At 54.4% G+C, this 18385-nt stretch carries 18 protein-coding genes, 1 tRNA gene and 1 riboswitch; of the genes, 13 read left to right on the top strand and 6 right to left on the bottom strand.

Translation table 11 applies throughout. The features are described from left to right. Nucleotides 1-23: 23 nt before the first annotated feature. The 3 genes from QYC28_RS00430 to QYC28_RS00420 are packed head-to-tail and all read right to left on the bottom strand — an operon-like array spanning nt 24 to nt 2803. On the bottom strand, nt 24-329 hold the full coding sequence (locus QYC28_RS00430) for an urease subunit beta (RefSeq protein ID WP_302680048.1): 306 nt from the start codon (nt 327-329) through the stop codon (nt 24-26). A 36-nt stretch (nt 330-365) separates the two neighbouring features. Next, entirely contained in the window at nt 366-1001 is a 636-nt protein-coding gene (gene pdxH / locus QYC28_RS00425; RefSeq protein ID WP_149817140.1) for a pyridoxamine 5'-phosphate oxidase, read from the bottom strand. After that, complete coding sequence (locus QYC28_RS00420; protein WP_302679664.1) at nt 998-2803, bottom strand: DUF2339 domain-containing protein; 1806 nt, start codon at nt 2801-2803, stop codon at nt 998-1000. Before QYC28_RS00420 ends, pdxH begins: the two co-directional genes overlap by 4 nt. Before the next feature lie 519 nt (nt 2804-3322). Between QYC28_RS00420 and QYC28_RS00415 the strand changes: the two genes are divergently transcribed. The 3 genes from QYC28_RS00415 to QYC28_RS00405 all read left to right on the top strand — a co-directional run bounded on the left by QYC28_RS00415 (nt 3323) and on the right by QYC28_RS00405 (nt 6777). Continuing rightward, the gene (locus QYC28_RS00415) at nt 3323-4258 is read left to right on the top strand and encodes a septal ring lytic transglycosylase RlpA family protein (protein ID WP_302679663.1); all 936 of its coding nucleotides are present in this window, start codon (nt 3323-3325) and stop codon (nt 4256-4258) included. Nucleotides 4259-4292: 34 nt separating this feature from the next. Continuing rightward, a riboswitch (TPP riboswitch) is annotated at nt 4293-4391 on the top strand. Between the two features lie 10 nt (nt 4392-4401). Next, nucleotides 4402-5784 (top strand): phosphomethylpyrimidine synthase, encoded by a 1383-nt coding sequence (gene thiC / locus QYC28_RS00410; RefSeq protein WP_190278284.1) that lies wholly within the window; start codon nt 4402-4404, stop codon nt 5782-5784. Between the two features lie 3 nt (nt 5785-5787). Further along, nucleotides 5788-6777, top strand: a complete 990-nt coding sequence (locus QYC28_RS00405) for an inorganic phosphate transporter (RefSeq protein WP_149817131.1) — start codon at nt 5788-5790, stop codon at nt 6775-6777. A gap of 7 nt (nt 6778-6784) precedes the next feature. Here QYC28_RS00405 and QYC28_RS00400 read toward each other — a convergent pair whose 3' ends face one another. Both QYC28_RS00400 and zds read right to left on the bottom strand, forming a co-directional pair. After that, nucleotides 6785-7234 carry an SRPBCC family protein gene (locus QYC28_RS00400; RefSeq protein ID WP_149817129.1) on the bottom strand — a complete coding sequence of 150 codons (450 nt, stop codon included), beginning with the start codon at nt 7232-7234 and terminating at the stop codon, nt 6785-6787. Continuing rightward, nucleotides 7231-8670 (bottom strand): 9,9'-di-cis-zeta-carotene desaturase, encoded by a 1440-nt coding sequence (zds, locus tag QYC28_RS00395; protein WP_149817127.1) that lies wholly within the window; start codon nt 8668-8670, stop codon nt 7231-7233. The genes QYC28_RS00400 and zds overlap by 4 nt, the downstream gene beginning before the upstream one ends. A gap of 158 nt (nt 8671-8828) precedes the next feature. On the opposite strand from zds, the gene QYC28_RS00390 reads away from it, so the two are divergent. The 3 genes from QYC28_RS00390 to QYC28_RS00380 all read left to right on the top strand — a co-directional run bounded on the left by QYC28_RS00390 (nt 8829) and on the right by QYC28_RS00380 (nt 11143). Beyond that, nucleotides 8829-8999 carry a hypothetical protein gene (locus tag QYC28_RS00390; RefSeq protein WP_190278128.1) on the top strand — a complete coding sequence of 57 codons (171 nt, stop codon included), beginning with the start codon at nt 8829-8831 and terminating at the stop codon, nt 8997-8999. Between the two features lie 108 nt (nt 9000-9107). Then, nucleotides 9108-11012 (top strand): sulfite reductase, ferredoxin dependent, encoded by a 1905-nt coding sequence (gene sir, locus QYC28_RS00385; protein ID WP_149817123.1) that lies wholly within the window; start codon nt 9108-9110, stop codon nt 11010-11012. 59 nt (nt 11013-11071) lie between these two features. Beyond that, nucleotides 11072-11143: transfer RNA gene (locus QYC28_RS00380), tRNA-Cys, on the top strand. Between the two features lie 15 nt (nt 11144-11158). Here the strand turns inward: QYC28_RS00380 and QYC28_RS00375 are convergent. Next, nucleotides 11159-12175 carry a YheT family hydrolase gene (locus QYC28_RS00375; RefSeq protein ID WP_302679661.1) on the bottom strand — a complete coding sequence of 339 codons (1017 nt, stop codon included), beginning with the start codon at nt 12173-12175 and terminating at the stop codon, nt 11159-11161. A 73-nt stretch (nt 12176-12248) separates the two neighbouring features. Here QYC28_RS00375 and QYC28_RS00370 point away from each other — a divergent pair, with 73 nt between their 5' ends. The 7 genes from QYC28_RS00370 to QYC28_RS00340 all read left to right on the top strand — a co-directional run bounded on the left by QYC28_RS00370 (nt 12249) and on the right by QYC28_RS00340 (nt 18214). After that, on the top strand, nt 12249-13100 hold the full coding sequence (locus QYC28_RS00370; RefSeq protein ID WP_149817119.1) for a hypothetical protein: 852 nt from the start codon (nt 12249-12251) through the stop codon (nt 13098-13100). Between the two features lie 14 nt (nt 13101-13114). Beyond that, a complete protein-coding gene (locus QYC28_RS00365; RefSeq protein WP_149817117.1) occupies nt 13115-13657 on the top strand; it encodes a TIGR04376 family protein in 543 nt (180 codons plus the stop codon). A 48-nt stretch (nt 13658-13705) separates the two neighbouring features. Beyond that, nucleotides 13706-15028 (top strand): 3-phosphoshikimate 1-carboxyvinyltransferase, encoded by a 1323-nt coding sequence (gene aroA / locus QYC28_RS00360; RefSeq protein WP_149817115.1) that lies wholly within the window; start codon nt 13706-13708, stop codon nt 15026-15028. 321 nt (nt 15029-15349) lie between these two features. Then, nucleotides 15350-15985 carry a MerR family transcriptional regulator gene (locus tag QYC28_RS00355; RefSeq protein WP_149817113.1) on the top strand — a complete coding sequence of 212 codons (636 nt, stop codon included), beginning with the start codon at nt 15350-15352 and terminating at the stop codon, nt 15983-15985. A 57-nt stretch (nt 15986-16042) separates the two neighbouring features. Continuing rightward, nucleotides 16043-17233, top strand: coding sequence for a response regulator (locus tag QYC28_RS00350; protein WP_149817111.1), 1191 nt, complete (start codon nt 16043-16045; stop codon nt 17231-17233). An 80-nt stretch (nt 17234-17313) separates the two neighbouring features. Further along, nucleotides 17314-17679: a response regulator transcription factor gene (locus QYC28_RS00345; protein ID WP_149817109.1), complete on the top strand. Its 366-nt coding sequence runs from the start codon at nt 17314-17316 to the stop codon at nt 17677-17679. A gap of 4 nt (nt 17680-17683) precedes the next feature. Next, on the top strand, nt 17684-18214 hold the full coding sequence (locus tag QYC28_RS00340; protein ID WP_149817107.1) for a chemotaxis protein CheW: 531 nt from the start codon (nt 17684-17686) through the stop codon (nt 18212-18214). Nucleotides 18215-18385 lie beyond the last annotated feature (171 nt).

Here is an 18385-nt window from a genome sequence, read left to right as displayed (position 1 = left end):
CTACAGGATGCTTGGAATCCCGACTAGAGCGCACCGTTGACTTCGCCGCGAAAGCCATAGATTTGGCGACTGCCACCAAAGGCCACCAGTTGCACCACCCGCTCATCCCCCGGCTCAAAACGAATGGCGGTGCCAGCGGGAATATCTAAGCGCATTCCTCGTGCCTGTTCATGATCAAATTGGAGGGCTGGATTGACTTCGTAAAAGTGGTAGTGAGATCCCACCTGAATTGGGCGATCGCCCGTATTGGCCACCGTTAACGTCACCGTTGGCCGGCCAGCATTGAGTTCAATGGTTCCCTCTGCGGGGATAAGTTCACCGGGAATCATGGGCATCTCAGCCAATCTCTAAAGGTATCCCTAATCCTAGGGGTAGAGGCGCACCCGCTGCCAGTGGTCTCCTTGGCGCCGATAGCACAGGCGATCGTGGAGGCGATTGGGTCGCCCTTGCCAAAATTCAATCAGCGTCGGCAGGACACGATAGCCCCCCCAATGCTCTGGCCGGGGAACATTTTCACCGTAGCGGGCTTCCACTTCGGCAAGGCGGGCTTCCAAATCGGCGTAGGATTCTAAAACCTCACTCTGCTGGGATGCCCATGCCCCCCAACGGCTACCCAAAGGACGACTCTGGAAGTAGGCATCGGACTCCGCTGCACTAATTTGCTCAACAGTGCCTTCAATGCGCACCTGCCGTTCTAGCTCTGCCCACCAAAAGACAAGGGCGGCCTTGGGATGGGCGGCTAATTCTAGACCTTTGCGACTGCGATAGTTCGTGAAAAAGACAAACCCGCGATCGTCCACATCTTTGAGCAACACCACTCGCGCAGCGGGCATCCCATCTAAGCCAATGGTGGCCAGTGTCATCGCATTGGGTTCCGGTAATTCAGCGTTGACCGCATCCGTAAACCAGAGGCGAAACTGTTCGATCGCATCCTCAGCCGCCTCACTTTCGAGGAGACGTTGACGACGGTAATCACGGCGCAGATCAGCAATGCGGGTCATGGGTTTTCTTCGGACTCGTTGCTTGGGGTTTCTTCACTGATCCTAGAGGATTCCACGGGCGATCGCCGCCACAGGGCGCGGAAAAAATAGCTCAGCAGCAAAAAAATCAAACCAAACCCCATAAATAGGAGCACTCGCCACACCGGCGCAAGATGGATGAGATCAACGAAGAAAAGCCGCACCAAAGTAATGATCAACGTGATTAAAGCCACCGTGCGCACCGCTGAGGTGTCCCGTCGCAACCCATAGATCAGCAGTCCGACGCCAAAGAGTCCCCAGACAAGGGTGGCTGCCCCGGTGCCAAAGGGCGCCAGTTCGTGCTGCATCCAGATCATCGTCACCCCATAGCCCAATATCCAGTAAAGGGGGCGGGTGGGTGGGGGCAAAAAACGGATACTGACTGTTGCGGCGCCAAGCACCACCAAATGGGAGAAAAAAGCGACATTCAACAGCGGGGGGCGATCGGCAGCGGTAAAGAGCAGTTGCCCAACAAAACCAAGGCCGAGTAGTCCCCACCAAAGATGGGCAATAACCCGCAGGGTACGCGAGGCATAGTGTTGGCTCAGATAATGCAAAATCAACCCCTCGATCGCCAGCGGTGCGAGGATAAAGCGATTGCTGTCGTAACGCACAACGATTCCAAAGGCAATTAGCACTAACCCCGTCAAGCTATAGACCCAACGCCAAGGCTGGGGAATGCGTCGCCACAGTACACTAGTCACTAGGTAAAGGCCGCCAAATAGGATCAAGACCCGACCCGTTAGCGTTGCCGACCAATCCCAGAGGAAGGCACTTAAGCCCAAAGCAATCAGCGGATTAAAGAGGGCGATCGTCTGACCATAGGACGGTGGGGAAGTCTCCTGAGGGCGATACAGCTCCCCTGCCCTGTCGTGATTGCGCCCCTGATACCAAGGGGGTAATACCGTAAAGCCCAGCCAAGTCAACGCCAGAATGGTCTGTAATGCCACGACCCGATCAAGCCGTTGAGCAGTAATAGACACCGTTAACATCAGCCATCCCAACCAAAAAGCTGACAGCAGCAGCGATCGCCAGCCCTTCACTGCGTAAATTGCCCAACTGCCCAAGAGAATTAAAAAGGTATAACTGGCCAAGGCCAAAGGACGACTCATCTCTGTGTTGTAGAGCAGCAAAGGGGTTGCTAAGCCGCCAACCACGCCAATCACTGCAAAAATGGCTCGATTTTGGCGCAACGAGATGAAAAATGCCCCTAGGGTCACTAACACCATCACCGGGAAGGCCACACCCCAAGGCATGACGGACAAAAACTGATAGGCCGCAAAGATCGTCAGGTAATAGGTCGCAAGGCCGCCCCCCTGCAAAAACTGGCTAAAGATGGCTCGCCGCTGCAACCGCCAGCCCAACCCCATCAGCCCCGTACCAATGACAAAGCCCATGGCCACAAGAACTGCATCGGTAATCCAGCCCAATTCAACGGCGTACCGAAAGAGGAAGCCAATCCCCAACAGCAGCAGGCCGATGCCGAGACGGTTGAGCCACAGTTCCCAATTTTGTAGCCAGTCAGCTTGGGAAGGCCTCACTGGGCGTAACGGTGGCACCGCTGGAGATTCAGACGCTGGGGGTTGCGGTTCAGCAGCAGGGGCAGGAGCGATCGCCGTCGGTTCCTCAGGTGGCGTTGATGGTGTTGCAGGTTCTGGGACGCCAGAAGAGGAGAGGTCTTCACGGAGAATGGCTCTTTGCAGAATCTCGAGCGATCGCTGCAGGGCAGCCACAGCGGCTTCTAAGTTTTCAAGACGACGCCGCAAGTCATCCCTGTCTTCCATGGTTCGGCTCCCTACGGACTATATCCCCGTTTTATGCGCTAGAGGAGAGAGCCATTCCTTGGGCAATGCACTTTATGAAGTGGCTAGAGGCGCATCCCAACAGGGGTAAAACGGGAAACAAAATTGGGTGAGAAATCGTCCTATGGCACACAGAAAAGGTCGCAAAAAGCAAATTTTCTCTTTTAGATAAATTTTTATTTTCGGTGATCTGAGTCACAGAAATCTTCAGAAATTAAAAACGATTTGTTAAAAGTTTATAAAATCTTCTTATTTTCTTTCGCCAACCGTAAATTCCGTTAATATGCCAGTCTGCGTAGGTTTCACCGCCTTCAGCGCTTTTTTATTCTTTTTCAAAATGTTTGTAATGAACAAAATGCTCCTGATGCTTGATTCTAGGCCTTCGTGGTAGGTTGAAACAGTTCCGCGATGAGAGCGAACGCGGCACCAGTAGGGGTAACCCCTGTGTGATGTTGGTGCCCTACTGTCCAGCCGTATGGATGCCCTTTTTAACGGACGCCTATGAAAAAAACGCTTTATGTGGGTCTGACAACAACCACCTTGGCTGTGTTGGGAATCCTTTCCAGTAGCCGTGCAACCACAACCACACCAGCCATAGAGTCAGGTTCAGCCCCCTCTTCCCCCGTCGTTGCCACAAAAGTTGGGGAACGCCAATCCACCGCCCCCACCACCACACGGGCGATCGCCAGTCTCCATCGTCACCAACAGCAAGGCCGCGAAGCCGTAACCGTCTATTTGCGGGGGATTCCCGTACTCACCTTCTTGGGTCAACGGGTAGCAGCCACAGAGGGCGTCAAAGTCGCTGCCGCCAACGGCGCCGCAATGCCAGAGCAAACCACCCTCTCAGAAGCAGCCCAACAGGCAACCATTCTTACCGCTCGCCTCAATCAGCTCCACGAACAGGGCTTTGATGCCAACCTTGTGCGCGTGGGTTGGGATGCCCAACAACAGAACTATCGCATCTACGCTGACAAAGAACCTCTCCTGACTCTGAACAATCAAGTCACGCTTCCCAATAGTTCACAACGCAATGATGAAAACGCCCTGCGCATTACTAACCTGATCCGCCGCCAACTGGGGAATGCCCCTGCCCTAACCAGCGTAGAGGGTAGCCCAAATACCGTTGTGGCCATGGGACCAATTCGGATGCAGTTGACGGGTATTGCCTCGTGGTATGGCCCCGGCTTCCATGGTGCCCGCACTGCCAATGGCGAGCGATTTGATCAGGATGCCCTGACGGCGGCTCATCGCACACTGCCCTTTGGGACACGGGTACGGGTGACAAATCTCCAGAATGGCCGCTCAGTAGTGGTGCGCATTAACGATCGCGGGCCTTTTACGGGGGGACGGGAAATTGACCTCTCGCGGGGCGCTGCGGCTGCCATTGGCCTCATTGGTGCCGGTGTCGGGCCTGTACGCATTGACGTTTTAGACTGATCCCCACCCCCCCAAGGGCAAAGTGGTAGAATGAACGACATGCTAGGGGTGTCTGCGGTCAGAGCAGGCTGAGAGCAAACCCTTAGAACCTGAACCAGATCATGCTGGCGCAGGGAAGCTGTCTAGAGAGGATTCTATCAATGGTGCGTAGCGAATGGATTGCTGCCCGTAAGGGGCACGACAATGTCACCCAAATGCATTATGCCCGCCAAGGGATTATCACCGAAGAAATGCACTATGTGGCACGGCGGGAAAACCTACCTGCGGAATTGATTCGCGATGAGGTCGCCCGTGGGCGGATGATTATTCCCGCCAATATCAATCACCCCAACCTCGAGCCGATGGCGATCGGGATTGCTGCCAAGTGCAAAGTCAATGCCAACATTGGTGCCTCTCCTAACTCCTCAAACCTCGAGGAAGAATTGGCCAAACTGCGTCTCGCAGTGAAGTATGGTGCCGATACGGTGATGGATCTCTCCACCGGGGGGGGTGACCTTGATGCCATTCGCACTGCCATTATTAATGCCTCACCCGTGCCCATTGGAACGGTGCCCGTCTATCAAGCCCTTGAAAGCGTCCACGGTAGCGTTGAGCGGCTTACCCCCGATGACTTTCTCCATGTCATTGAAAAGCACGCCCAGCAGGGGGTGGACTACATGACGATCCATGCGGGGATTCTCATTGAATATCTGCCCTTGGTGAAAAACCGCATCACGGGAATTGTGTCGCGCGGCGGCGGCATTCTCGCCAAGTGGATGCTGTATCACCACAAGCAAAATCCCCTCTACACCCACTTCCGCGACATTATTGAGATCTTCAAAAAATACGATGTTTCCTTCTCCTTAGGGGACTCGCTGCGGCCGGGGTGTCTCCATGATGCCTCTGATGAAGCTCAATTGGCGGAATTGAAAACCCTCGGTCAACTCACCCGCAAGGCTTGGGAACACGATGTCCAAGTGATGGTGGAAGGCCCCGGCCACGTGCCCATGGATCAAATTGAATTCAATGTGCGCAAGCAGATGGAAGAATGCTCTGAAGCTCCTTTCTATGTCCTTGGGCCCTTGGTCACGGATATTGCCCCCGGCTATGACCACATTACCAGTGCCATTGGCGCGGCGATGGCGGGTTGGTATGGCACGGCCATGCTTTGCTATGTGACCCCCAAAGAGCACCTTGGCTTACCCAATGCTGAAGATGTGCGCAATGGCTTGATTGCCTACAAAATTGCGGCTCACGCAGCGGATATTGCCCGTCATCGTCCGGGGGCGCGCGATCGCGATGATGAACTGTCGCGGGCACGGTATAACTTTGACTGGAACCGCCAATTTGAACTGGCTCTCGATCCGGATCGGGCACGGGAATACCACGACGAAACCCTACCGGCAGATATCTATAAAACGGCTGAGTTTTGCTCCATGTGCGGGCCGAAGTTCTGCCCCATGCAAACGAAGGTCGATGCCGACGCCCTTGCCGAACTGGAGAAATTCCTCGCCAAGGACAAAGATCAAGTGAGTGCCTCTGCCTAGGGCATGGCCATTGATTTCAAGGGGGGGTTGATTGCGATCGCCCTCCTTTTTGATGTCACCAATGGCTTCCATGATGCCGCCAATGCCATTGCAACGGTGGTGGCCACCCGTGCCCTTTCCCTGCGCTCGGCGCTCATCTTTGCTGCTGTCGCTAATTTTGGTGGTGCCTTCTTGAGTACGCGGGTGGCGCTAACAATTGAAGCCGGCATTCTCAACAGCAGTGCCTTGGGTGCCCATTGGTTTGGCGTCATTAGTGCCGCACTCCTCGGCGCGATGGGCTGGAATTTGCTCACTTGGTATTGGGGTTTACCCAGTAGTTCTTCCCATGCCCTCATTGGTGGCTTGGTGGGGGCAGCCCTCTTTCAAGTGTCACCCCAAATCATCTATTGGCAGGGGATTGTTGAGGCGGTGGTGATTCCCATGGTCGTGTCCCCCTTGGTGGCGATCGCCATTGGCCTGAGTTTCATGACGCTTGTCGAGAAATGGCGGCAATCCCAAGACATTCCCCCAGAGCACTGGCAACGGTTGCAGATTCTCTCCGGAACATTGATGGCCGTTGCCCACGGTGCCAACGATGCCCAGAAAACAATGGGGGTGATCACCCTTGCCCTTGTGAGTTGGGGACAACTGTCACCGGATGCGGGTGTGCCCTTCTGGGTGATGGCTGCCTGTGCCCTGGCGATCGCGATCGGTACCTATGGCGGCGGCGAACGCATTATCCGCACCACGGGGGAGAAAATTACACCCCTTGACCCTGTGAGTGGCTGCTTAGCGAATCTCAGTGCCGCCTTGACCGTGGGAGCCGCAAGTCTGGTGGGCTTTCCCGTCAGTACGACACAAGTCGTGGTGGGTGCGATTACGGGTGCTGGCTATCGCCATCAAGGGGAAGTGAACTGGCAAGTGTGGGCGCAAATTTTCATGGCATGGGTACTCACGTTTCCCGGTGCAGCCCTGCTGGCGATCGCGATCTCTTTTGGTCTATCCCAACTTTGAGTCAACCTCAGGAAACCTGTGTGGGCTGCATCTGTTGGGCATATTCACGAAAGCGTTCGAGATCTGCTTGCAATGTACTTTCAACTACGCGGCCAAGGAAAAGGCGATCCATCATTTGTCCCAAAATTCCCGGAATGGCATAGGAGACCGACAGCTTGACAATGGTGCTGTCTTGGCGATCGTAAAAGCGAATTGCACCCCGATTAGGCAGCCCATCCACGGACTCCCACTGAATCATTTGGTGCTTCACTTGGCGGCAAATGCGCGATCGCCAGCTAAAGTGCCAGTTGCCCGTGGCCAATGTCCAGCGCGATAGGGTAGGGTCTTCTTCAGTGATGACCACAGATTCAATCCACTTCATCCACAGGGGCATTTTCTCCAGATCCGACCACAGTGCCCAGACGCGATCGACATCGGCTGCCACTTCAATCTGAACCGTATGCTCTAACCAACTCATCCATGACCTCCTGCCAAAATCGCTTGGGCGGCTTGTCGTCCGGACATTGTCGCGCCCTCCATGCTGTCAATGTAGTCCTGTTGCGTATAGCTGCCCGCCAAGTAAAAGTTAGGAACGGGTGTTTTTTGGGGCGGACGATAGGGATCCATGCCGGGGGCTTCGCGATAGAGGGACTGCGCTAATTTGACGACACTGTACCATGTCATGTTCAGATGGCGCGACGAGGGGAAAAGTTCATGGACTTGGCGCAGCACATGTTGGGCAATTTCTTCATTGCTGGCTTTGATGAAGGGATCACCGGGAGTAAGCACCACTTGCAGTAAGGAGCCTTGACCTTCGCGATAGTAGTCCGCTGGACTAGTGAGGGCCAGATCCGCAAAGCAGGAAAAGTCAGCATCGGCAGTGTAGAGCAGGTTATCAATACCCGTTGCCGCCACCTGTTTTTGCTTACTGGGGTCTTGCAGTTCCGTAACCCAGCCATCAAATCGCAGTTGTACCGTGGCCACAGGCACGGCCTCGAGCTTAAAGATGTTGTCAAAGGTCGGGTGCGATCGCCATGCTTTTGGAATCAGGCGTTGAATCCCCGGCACATCACAGGCACATAGATAGGCATCCGCTGTAACTGTTTCTAGTTCTTCGCCTAGGGGAATCACCAACCCTTCCACCTGCCAAGTGCTAGGATCCTCGCCGCGAAAGAGAATTTCCTTCACCCGTCGCCGCAGATGAATCTTAGCCCCCCGTGCTTCAATGTAGTTCACCAAGGGTTTGAGCAGGTATTCTGCCGGTGATCCCTTGAGCATATTGAGCCGTGAGGCAGTTGTTTTGGCGGCAAACATCATAAAGATCGTCAGCATACAGCGAGCGGACATGTGCTCGGTATCAATAAAGCCCAAGGCGTAGGAAATGGGATTCCAAAGGCGCTTGAGGCTATTTTCTGAACCGCCCTGCCGCCGAAACCACTCCGCAAAACTGACCTGATCTAAGGCGCGGATTTGGCGCATTGCCCCCTCGTAGTCCACCAGACCCCGCACCACAGGACTCGTGCCAAGGGCAATGGCATTAAAGAATTTATCGGCAGCAGAGAGTTGACTGGTGGTGAAGAAGGCCTTGAGACCGTTGAAGGGGGCACCCAAGGGAAAGCGAAAATCCAGTTCTCCCACCTGACCACCGCGATTAATAAAGGTGTGGGTATGTTCCTTGGGCAGTAGGTTGGCGATCGCCCCCACCTTGGTCATCAGTTCAAAGAGATTGGCGTAGTTGTAAAAGAAAACATGCAGCCCCATCTCAATGTGGTTTCCATCGGCATCTTGCCAACTGCTGACTTTGCCCCCCACAAAGGGACGGGATTCATAGATTTCAACACTGTGACCGGCATCCACCAAATCCACTGCGGCGGCTAAGCCGGCTAACCCTGCACCAACAATGACAACCCGCATCAGTGATCCCAGAAAACTTTACAGATTTTAACATTTTTCGCCCCTCGGACGGTTTCTCGCGCGTTAAGAAACTTGGCAGAGACCCTTGCCCCCCAGAACCCTCGTCTATGATCAAGGTAAGTTGAAGTTTTTGAATCGCTCACGCTCACGGTGTGCTTATGGCTACGCGTCGTGTCCTCGCCTTTCCCCTGTGGCAGTATTTGAACCAACGGCTATTTAGTCCGGGCTTTACCCTCAATCCCAAACGGTTCTGGCGGCAGTATTACGATGCTTACCTCGAACGCTGCTGGCAAAAGGACTGTGCCTCCAAGGAAGAACCCTCCTGTTAATCGTTCCACAGGTTCGCTAAAATGAGATAGCTCACTTTCCCGATCAAGATTAGGGACTTTTGGCTGTCGTCATTTTAGTTACTTTCACCTGCTGGAAAAAAGAACACTATGGTTGCTTCGCCCCCCTCTGCTGATGCTGCCCTGAAACGCTCAAAAATTGAGGCTCTCAAGGAACGGAGCCAACATCTGCGAGAACCCCTAGCCACAGAACTGCTAGAACCAACCAATCATTTTAGCGAAGCGGGGGTGCAGATCCTCAAGTTCCACGGCTCCTATCAGCAGGACAACCGCGATAACCGCGTCAAAGGGCAGGAAAAAGACTACCAGTTCATGCTGCGCACCCGCAGTCCAGGAGGGTATATTCCGCCGCAGCTCTATTTAACCTTGGATCGCTTGGCGGATGAGTATGGCAACCACACCCTGCGGGCAACAACGCGGCAAGGATTCCAGTTGCACGGCATTCTCAAGAAGAATCTGAAAGCAGCGATCGCCGCCATTGTCCGCAGCATGGGATCCACATTGGGCGCCTGCGGTGATTTGAACCGCAATGTCATGGCGCCACCCGCCCCCTTTCGCGATCGCCCGGAATATGCCCTTGCCTATGAGTATGCCCACCGCATTGCCGATCTGCTGACCCCACAAACCGGTGCCTACTACGAGATTTGGCTCGATGGTGAAAAGGTGATCTCCGCCGAAGAGCACCCCGATGTAAAGGCGGCACGGCAGCGCAATGGCAATGGCACGATCTTCGCCAATAACGAAGAGCCAATCTATGGCGATCACTATATGCCCCGCAAATTTAAGTGCTGTGTCACGGTGCCGGGGGATAACTCCGTAGATCTCTTCTCCCAAGATTTGACACTGGTGGTGATTACAGATGCCCAAGGCCATCTTGAGGGCTTCAATATCTATGCTGGTGGTGGTTTGGGGCGCACCCACAACAAAGAAGAAACCTTTGCCCGCATGGCTGATGAAATTGGCTTTGTCCGCGCGGCAGATGTCTATGAGGCGGTGAAGGCGATCGTGGCCACCCAGCGGGACTATGGCGATCGCTATAATCGGCGCCACGCCCGTTTGAAATACCTGATCCACGATTGGGGAGTCGAAAAATTCAAGGCCAAGGTGGAAGAATACTTTGGCAAGCCCCTCGAACCCTTTCGCCCGCTGCCGCCGTGGCGCTATCAGGACTTTTTGGGCTGGCACCCCCAAGGAGATGGCAAATTCTTCTATGGCCTCTCCATTGCCAATGGCCGCATCCTTGATCAGGGGAACTTCAAACTCAAGTCGGCCCTCAAGAAAATCGTCAAGGACTTTCAGCTCCCCCTGCGGGTCACGCCTCACCAAAATCTGCTCCTGTGTGATGTCTCTCCCGATCAACAGGATGCAATTCAGCACATCCTTGAGCAGCACGGGGTGCGTGATGTCAATGCCATTGATCCCCTCGAACGCTATAGCATGGCCTGCCCGGCGTTGCCTACCTGTGGCTTAGCCATTACTGAATCGGAACGGGCAATTCCGGGGGTACTGGAGCGGATTCGTCGCCTCATGGATCGGCTGGGACTCCAAGAGGAGCACTTTGTGATTCGGATGACGGGGTGCCCCAATGGCTGTGCCCGCCCCTACTTAGCGGAATTGGGCTTTGTTGGCATTGTCCCCGGCGCCTATCAGACTTGGTTGGGGGGGAGTCCCGATCAAACCCGCTTAGCGGAGGTCTATATTGAGCGGTTACCGATTGCCGAACTGGAAACAGCCCTAGAGCCATTGCTAGTTTTTTATCGCGATCGCCGACAGCAGGGAGAATCCTTTGGTGATTTTTGCCATCGGGTTGGTTTTGCGGCCTTGCGAGAATTTGCCGCGAATTACGTTCCCACAGCCACAACGAAGCGCTATCGTGTGGATGTGCGGGCTGATCAATACCAGCAACTCAAGGAATTAGCAGCAGCCAAGGGCATGTCTCTGGCGGCAGTGACCCGGGAAGCGATTCAGCGTTACCTTGAGCAATCTGGTCAGTAAGCTAAAACAATCAAGGATGGGAAGAGCGCTATCGGCTATAATGAGAAATCGCCAAATAGGGCGGCATAGCCAAGTGGTAAGGCAGAGGTCTGCAAAACCTTTATCCCCCGGTTCGAATCCGGGTGCCGCCTTTATACTTTCGTGGGTTATCTAGGTTGCTGCCCTAGCCAATCCAAGAGCCGATGAATCCCCCAGCAGTAGTCGGGATCGCCCCAGAGGCGTTGACACTTGCGATCGCTGGTAAAGCCCACGTGACCCCCTTGCTCTGTCATCAGCAGGGTGAGGGCAGGATTGCTCTCGGCAATCGCTAGGAGTTCCGTCACCAGACAGGGATCAAATAGGGGATCATCGGCGGCATAGAGAATCCATACGGGTATTGTCAGTTGCGGCAACAGTGGCAAGGGACTACTGGCAGCGTAATACTCGGCCACACTGCCAAAGCCAAGGCGGTCAATGACGAGGGCGGCATCAAAACCGGCAATGGTGTCAATCTGGGCAACGGTGTTGAGATCAAAGATTTGAGGATGAAGACGATGCAGGTGGCGAGCCAAGTGTTGGAGTTGACGGCTGATGGCGCGTTCAAATTGCTGTCCCCAAAAAGTCGTGCCGAGGTGGGCAAGGGAGCGGTTGGAGTCAAGGTTGGGGCAAATCACAGCCGCCCCCCCAATCTCTTTTGTCCCTTGCTGTTGGGCATACCACGCCCCCCAAAGGGCTAACTGACCCCCCAAGGAATAGCCAACAAACCAGTAGGGAGGGGTATAGCCCAGTTCTTGGCACTGTTGGGCGATCGCCACAAAGTCTTGGCCTTCGTAAAGCCCATCACTGGTCAACGCCGGAGAAAGTTCAGCACTGCGGCCATGGGCACGCCAGTCGAAAAGCACCACATCAAAGCGGCGGGCGATCGCCCAATGGGCAAGGGTATGCAAGTACCATTGATTCTTGAGATTACCCGTAATGCCGTAGGTGGCAATGATGGTTCCGCGTGCTTGGCCAACCCGATACCCCTCACCGTACAGGGGCACGCCCTCCGCCCCATGGAAAACATGGCTGGTTTGCGGTTGCCAAGGGTAGAGGCACCCCCAGCGTTGGACATAGGCAGTAAAGACCGTGTGGATCACGCCAGAGTGCAGCGGCAGTGGTGGCCGATAGGATAGGGATTGCATAGAATTTAGTCATCCATCGTAAACAAAATAGGCAAGGTTGGGCGTTTTTGGTGATCATTGTGAGGCATGGGTGATGACACGGAGCGATGATCCGCAGAGGACAGACCCCTATACCATGGAAACCTGTCTGACAGATGTCCAAGCCAATCGCTTGCTGGATGAAGTCTTTGCCGCTGTGGAGGCCGACCTCAATGAGCCAGAATCCCTAGCAGCGGTCTTAGAACCGGAACCTTCCCTCCTTGTCCCTTTTGAAGCAACGACACCTCCTCCCCCTCCACCGCCGGCGGAACCTTCTCGCTGGCTGCACCGATCTCAACCGCAGCAGGCCTTTTCTTGGGGCGATCGCTTTTTGATGGGGGTTGGCATTGCCTCCTTTGTACTGGGGGTTGGCCTCTGGATCAGCCTGAATCGCCAACCGGTCGCAGTTGCCCCTGAGGGTGCGGTGACCACAACCACCAGCCCTGCCGATATGGCCTTCGCTGAGTATCTGCAAACCTCCCTTCAACTCCTCAGTCAACAGGCCGCCACCCCAACCCCTTCGCCGCCGGCGATCGCCAGCAATTCGGTTCCCACCCCCTCAACCCCCACCCCGACGGTTGAACGCATTTACGTTCCCGTCTACCAAGCCCCCAGCGCGCCAACGGTGACCCTGCCCAATTTACCTACAGTCACAGCCCCTAGCCCTGCCCCCACACCCACCCCGCCATCCCCTGCACCCGCACCGCCGCAGCATACCTTGGTGGGCATCTTAGAACTGGGCGATCGCTCAGTGGCTCTTTTTCAAAGCAATGGCCAAACACTGCGCTTGAGTGTGGGCGATACAATTGGCAACGACGGCTGGCAACTGGTACAGATTCAAAATCAGCGGGCGGTGCTACGGCGTCAAGGGGAAGTGCGCTCCCTCACCGTTGGCCAAAGTTTTTAAAAAAAGGGGCACTCATGAGCTTTTTCCGCGACTTGAATGCATTCCTAGAGCAAAAACTCGAGGACTTTATTCGTGCCAATCCGCAGCTTGAACTCAATCTACTGCTCCTTGAGCTAGAGGATCAAGAACGGGAAACCCAAGAGCGATTACTGCGGTTGCAACAGGAAGTCAATACCTGCGAACAGCAAATTTTAGGCCTTGTTTCCGAGATTCGCCGCTGGCGCGATCGCATCCAAACGGCGATGGCAGCTCAACGCCCCGACCTTGTGGAATTGGCACAGCAACGGGAGGCCGAATTACGCCGACGCGGCGAGCAACTGTGGACTCAGCGCCTCAATGCCCTCAATCAAATTCCCGTTACCCAGCAGCTGCTGCAAAAGATTCGCGATCGCCGGCGAGAAATCATGAACCGTGTGCCTACCGCCAGTGCGCCCCCACCACCGCCCCCACCGCCACCACGCATGACCAGTGACCTGAATGACCCAATTGAAGCTGAGTTTCGCCGCTTGGAACTGCAAACTGCCCTTGAGGAACTGAAGCGCTCAATGGAGCTATAGCGCAACAGACGTGGGACAATCGAGAACGCGGTTTTATCCAAATGTCCCATGGCGGTGATTCAGATTACATCCGACGACACTTGGCAAATTCAGGCCGATGGCCATCCCCTGCAGGGCACCCTCCAGGTACCGGGAGATAAATCCATTTCCCACCGTGCCCTGATGTTGGGGGCAATGGCAGAGGGCACTACCCATATTGAAGGCCTGCTCGTGGGTGAAGATACCTGTAGTACCGCCGCCTGTTTTCGTGCCCTTGGTGCCGAGATTTCAGATCTCAATGCCACAGCAGTCACGGTTCAAGGCTTGGGAATTGGCCATCTCCAAGAACCCGTGGATGTCCTGAATGCCGGCAATTCTGGTACAACGATGCGGTTGTTGTTGGGGGTATTGGCAGCGCAAACAGGTCGCTTTTTTACGATGACTGGGGATGCCTCATTGCGATCGCGCCCCATGGCACGGGTCGTCACACCCTTGATGCAGATGGGTGCCCAGATTTGGGGGCGTCAACACCACAGCCGTGCCCCCTTGGCCGTTTTGGGGCAGCCCTTAGAGCCAATCACCTACTCCAGTCCCATTGCCTCCGCTCAGGTGAAATCAGCGCTATTGCTCGCCGCCCTCCACACCGAAGGCACCACCATTATTCGCGAACCCCACCGCTCACGAGATCACAGTGAACGTATGCTTCAGGCCTTTGGTGCCTGTTTGAGCGTGGATGAGGCCACCTGTACGGTGAGTCTTGAAGGACCTGCGGTCTTAAAGGGTCAGAAGGTGATTGTGCCCGGCGACATCAGTTCAGCCGCCTTTTGGTTGGTGGCAGCCTCCATTACCCCTGATTCAGAATTAGTGCTGACCAATGTGGGAGTTAACCCCACCCGCACCGGCATTCTCGATGTGCTTTGGGCAATGGGAGCCGAGATTACCCTTGAAAATGAGCGGCTCGTCACAGGCGAACCAGTGGCAGATCTGCGGGTGCGATCGGCGAGGCTGCAGGGAACCCGTATTGGCGGTGAATTGATTCCTCGCTTGATTGATGAGATTCCGATTTTGGCTGTGGCTGCTGCCTTTGCTGAAGGGATCACCGAAATTCGCGATGCAGCAGAACTACGGGTGAAGGAGAGCGATCGCCTCAAGGCCGTGGCCACAGAATTGCAAAAAATGGGCGCTAAGGTCACTGAACTCAGTGATGGCCTCGATATTCAGGGGGGCGTACCCCTGCAAGGCACCCATGTGGAAACCTACGGCGATCATCGCATGGCCATGAGTCTGGCGATCGCTGCCCTCAATGCCACAGGAACCAGCCACATTCACAACGCCAGTGCGGCAGCCGTCTCCTATCCTGAATTTGTAACAATTCTGCAACAAATTGCTTGACAACACAAAAATCCCAGTAATTTTTGGGACAACTTCCCTCAACACCAAACGCTGTATGCTAGCATCAAATAAATTGTTTTGGTGTCACAATGCAGCTTCGCGTTGCGTTGAATTCTCTGTAGCCTTGTAATATTCAGGTGTTTACTTTCCTTGATAATTGTAAGACTACATGAGACCCAAAATGATACAGAACCAAAAAAATACGATAATATAGTTTCACTCCTGCTCTAGGGGCGCCCTTGCGCTCTATCTGGGACAGGGAAATTCCTCTCTAACTGACTTCTTTGTTTTTTCGTTCAAAAAAGGCTGTGTTTGTTCATCATGGCAACAATTCAAGATTTCATCCACGTTCAGGATCAATGGTCATTAGATGAGTTGGTGGAAATCGCCAACGAACTCTTACCCCAGCACCTCCCCCAGGAGGATTCCAAAAACCGTGTTTTGGAAGAGGTCAACCCGCGTCTGGTGCGCCATTACACCTCCTGCAAATTGATTGACCGTCCCGCTCGCATTGGCCGCGAAGGGCGCTACGGCTATCGCCACCTGGTGCAATTGCTGGTGGTGCGGCGGCTGTTGATGGAGGGCTATACCGCAGGTGCCATTTACAAGCTGGTGTACCGCATGAGCACCCCAGAACTGCGGGCACTCCTTGAGCAAGGGGTTCATCTGCAATTGAATCCACCCCCGATCAACCCAGCTTTGGCCTTTTTGCAACAGGTACAAGACCGCTCCGAGCATCGCTATGGGGAACCCATGCGCGTCAGTCCCAGTGTCAGCCGCCGCGAGGTACCGCCCCCGAGCCATTCACCGCAACCGGAATCTTGGAAGCGCATTGAGGTGGTGCCGGGCTTTGAGGTTCATATTCGCGATGACTTTAACTTTCCCCAGATCAATCGCGATCAGGAAGCCCTTGTGAAGCAACTGGTGCAATTGCTCTCTAGCTATACCCAGCGCTAACTGAGACTGACTATCCGGTGTCGCGGTCAGCCCGCTGGCGATCGCTATAATAGCGCCATGGAAGGATGCCTCAACGATACGGATATTTACACGCTGTGCCAAACCCTTGCCCTTGGCCAGCGCACCGGGGAACTCTACCTCGAAGATGATGCCGGTCAGACGTGGCTTCTCTTTTTGACTCATGGCCACTTAGTGTATATTGCCGATCGCCACAGCCACAGTTTAGAGCGGTTGCAGGATCTGCTCTATGGGCAGGGCATTCCTTGGCCGAGTCCCGATAGCTTCATCGAAAGCAAAGCTGGTGCCAGTTGGGTGGAATACGAATGCCTGTGGTGGCTCCTCGATCACTGCAAGCTCAATCAAATCCATAGCGTGTGGCGGGCGCTGCTGCGGGAAAGTCTCTTTGACGTTGTTAGCCTCAATCGCGCTTGGTTCAAGTTTTATAGTGCGAGTCCCCTCACCCCCCAATGGCACAATCTCTCCCTGACAATGCTGCTCAATGACAGCCTGAGTCATCTGCGGGAATGGAAAAAACTGCATCCAGAGTTGCGTTCCCTTGATCAATCCCTCGAACTGACGGATATTAAACCCACAGGCAACGATCCAGCGGATCAGTGGTTTCGCCAACTGGAACCCTTCGTGCGCGAGCGGATCACCTTGCGCCGTCTGAGTCGGCAACTGGGACGAGATGGCGTGACGGTGGGCAAACTCCTGCTGCCCTATCTCCATCAAGGGTACTTACAAGTCAGTTCTTGGGGAACCAATGGCCACACCCGTACCTTTCCCCCCCTCTCTTGGCGGCGATCGCCCCGGGTCGTGTGTGTGGATGATGCCGCCACCGTCCGTCAAGTGGTTGAATCCACCCTACAAGCCGCAGGGTATGAAGCGACGGCGATCGCCCACCCCTTAACGGCCTTGAGTCTCATTTTCCAACTCAACCCCGACCTGATTTTCCTCGATATTGCCATGCCCGAATTGGATGGCTACGAATTTTGCACCCTTCTGCGGCACACCCCTCGCTTCCGTTATACGCCGATTATTATGCTGACTAGCCTCGTGGGTTGGAGCGATCGCCTGCGCGCCAAAGTGGCCGGTGCCACTGATTACCTCAGCAAGCCCTTTTCAACTCAAGAATTGTTAACAATTACGCACCATTACATTGGTGCAGCCCCACCTGTGACCTCCTTAACAGACGAGTCCTTTGGCGACGTGCTAGAACCAAAATCAGGCCTTGAGACGCCCCGTTAGCAGGTTAGCTATCATCAACCTGTCAACCTCTTAGGCTTTTACAATATAAAGCAAACCCTTAATTCTACGTGTAACCCCCTATGAGTAAAGTCTTAGTTGTCGAAGATAGTCCACCCCAGCGGGAAATGATCAGCGAATTGCTGGCGAAAACAGGCTTTGAAGTAACCGTTGCCACCGATGGTGTCGAGGCAATGGAGCAATTGCAGCAGAGCACGCCCGATGTGGTTGTCCTCGACATTGTCATGCCCCGCATGAATGGGTATGAAGTCTGTCGCCAAATTAAGTCCGACCCCCGCACCCAATCCATTCCCGTGGTGATCTGTAGCTCCAAAGGTGAGGAGTTTGATCGCTATTGGGGCATGAAACAGGGGGCTGATGCGTACATTACGAAGCCCTTTGACCCCAAAGAACTGGTTGGCACCATCAAGCAACTCTTGCGAGGCTAAAAAAATGTTTAGTAGCTCAGACTTACTCGCAACCAATGCCCCCATCGAAAGTGGCAATATCGATGACCTCAGAACCCCAGAGGGGGATTTGCATATCCTCTTTACCATCCCTAGCGGTGATACCCTAGCCCTACCGGCTATTGGGGTACGCGAAGTTGTGGCCGTGACTCCCGATCGCATTACACCAGTGCCCAATACCTCCAATCTGCTACTGGGGATTTTGAACTTGCGGGGGCAGGTGATTTGGGTCGCGGATACCGGTAAGTTTCTTGGCGATGACACCCCCTTGAATACCGATCGCTCTGAGCTATCGATTATTGCCATTGAAGATGATGAGTTAATGGTAGGGCTAGCAGTTCATCAGGTCCGAGGCATGGAGTGGCTCAACAATGACACCATTAAGCCCGCGACCCATGTCAGCGATCAGATGGCTCCCTTTGTCCGTGGCGAATGGGTTTTTGATGCCGAGCAACAGGACATTGTTAAGCTTTTGGATCCCCTCGCCATTTTACGCAGTGCTCGCTGGGGACTCTAAACTAGAAAAAGTAGAATCTCAATGGACACTCGTGCTCAAGTGTCACCATGGAACTCATCAACACCAGTCACTTTAGGAAAATTAACACCCCCGTGATATCTTTCCCAAGGATTGGCGCATACTTTGTAATTAAAGCTTCCTTGATGTAGTCCTTGAGAATTCTTTGCCCCT

This window comes from Thermosynechococcus sp. HY596, assembly GCF_030518715.1.
GTDB lineage: Bacteria > Cyanobacteriota > Cyanobacteriia > Thermosynechococcales > Thermosynechococcaceae > Thermosynechococcus.
The sequence above is the reverse complement of the archived record's forward strand: the minus strand, read 5'-3'. Positions and strand labels throughout refer to the sequence as shown.

What these genes read in the sequence shown, in the direction of transcription:
- QYC28_RS00430 (WP_302680048.1), bottom strand. Translation starts at nt 329, where the DNA reads ATGATTCCCGGTGAACTTATCCCCGCAGAGGGAACCATTGAACTCAAT.
- pdxH (WP_149817140.1), bottom strand. Translation starts at nt 1,001, where the DNA reads ATGACCCGCATTGCTGATCTGCGCCGTGATTACCGTCGTCAACGTCTC.
- QYC28_RS00420 (WP_302679664.1), bottom strand. Translation starts at nt 2,803, where the DNA reads ATGGAAGACAGGGATGACTTGCGGCGTCGTCTTGAAAACTTAGAAGCC.
- QYC28_RS00415 (WP_302679663.1), top strand. Translation starts at nt 3,323, where the DNA reads ATGAAAAAAACGCTTTATGTGGGTCTGACAACAACCACCTTGGCTGTG.
- QYC28_RS00405 (WP_149817131.1), top strand. Translation starts at nt 5,788, where the DNA reads ATGGCCATTGATTTCAAGGGGGGGTTGATTGCGATCGCCCTCCTTTTT.
- QYC28_RS00400 (WP_149817129.1), bottom strand. Translation starts at nt 7,234, where the DNA reads ATGAGTTGGTTAGAGCATACGGTTCAGATTGAAGTGGCAGCCGATGTC.
- zds (WP_149817127.1), bottom strand. Translation starts at nt 8,670, where the DNA reads ATGCGGGTTGTCATTGTTGGTGCAGGGTTAGCCGGCTTAGCCGCCGCA.
- QYC28_RS00390 (WP_190278128.1), top strand. Translation starts at nt 8,829, where the DNA reads ATGGCTACGCGTCGTGTCCTCGCCTTTCCCCTGTGGCAGTATTTGAAC.
- sir (WP_149817123.1), top strand. Translation starts at nt 9,108, where the DNA reads ATGGTTGCTTCGCCCCCCTCTGCTGATGCTGCCCTGAAACGCTCAAAA.
- QYC28_RS00375 (WP_302679661.1), bottom strand. Translation starts at nt 12,175, where the DNA reads ATGCAATCCCTATCCTATCGGCCACCACTGCCGCTGCACTCTGGCGTG.
- QYC28_RS00370 (WP_149817119.1), top strand. Translation starts at nt 12,249, where the DNA reads ATGACACGGAGCGATGATCCGCAGAGGACAGACCCCTATACCATGGAA.
- QYC28_RS00365 (WP_149817117.1), top strand. Translation starts at nt 13,115, where the DNA reads ATGAGCTTTTTCCGCGACTTGAATGCATTCCTAGAGCAAAAACTCGAG.
- aroA (WP_149817115.1), top strand. Translation starts at nt 13,706, where the DNA reads ATGGCGGTGATTCAGATTACATCCGACGACACTTGGCAAATTCAGGCC.
- QYC28_RS00355 (WP_149817113.1), top strand. Translation starts at nt 15,350, where the DNA reads ATGGCAACAATTCAAGATTTCATCCACGTTCAGGATCAATGGTCATTA.
- QYC28_RS00350 (WP_149817111.1), top strand. Translation starts at nt 16,043, where the DNA reads ATGGAAGGATGCCTCAACGATACGGATATTTACACGCTGTGCCAAACC.
- QYC28_RS00345 (WP_149817109.1), top strand. Translation starts at nt 17,314, where the DNA reads ATGAGTAAAGTCTTAGTTGTCGAAGATAGTCCACCCCAGCGGGAAATG.
- QYC28_RS00340 (WP_149817107.1), top strand. Translation starts at nt 17,684, where the DNA reads ATGTTTAGTAGCTCAGACTTACTCGCAACCAATGCCCCCATCGAAAGT.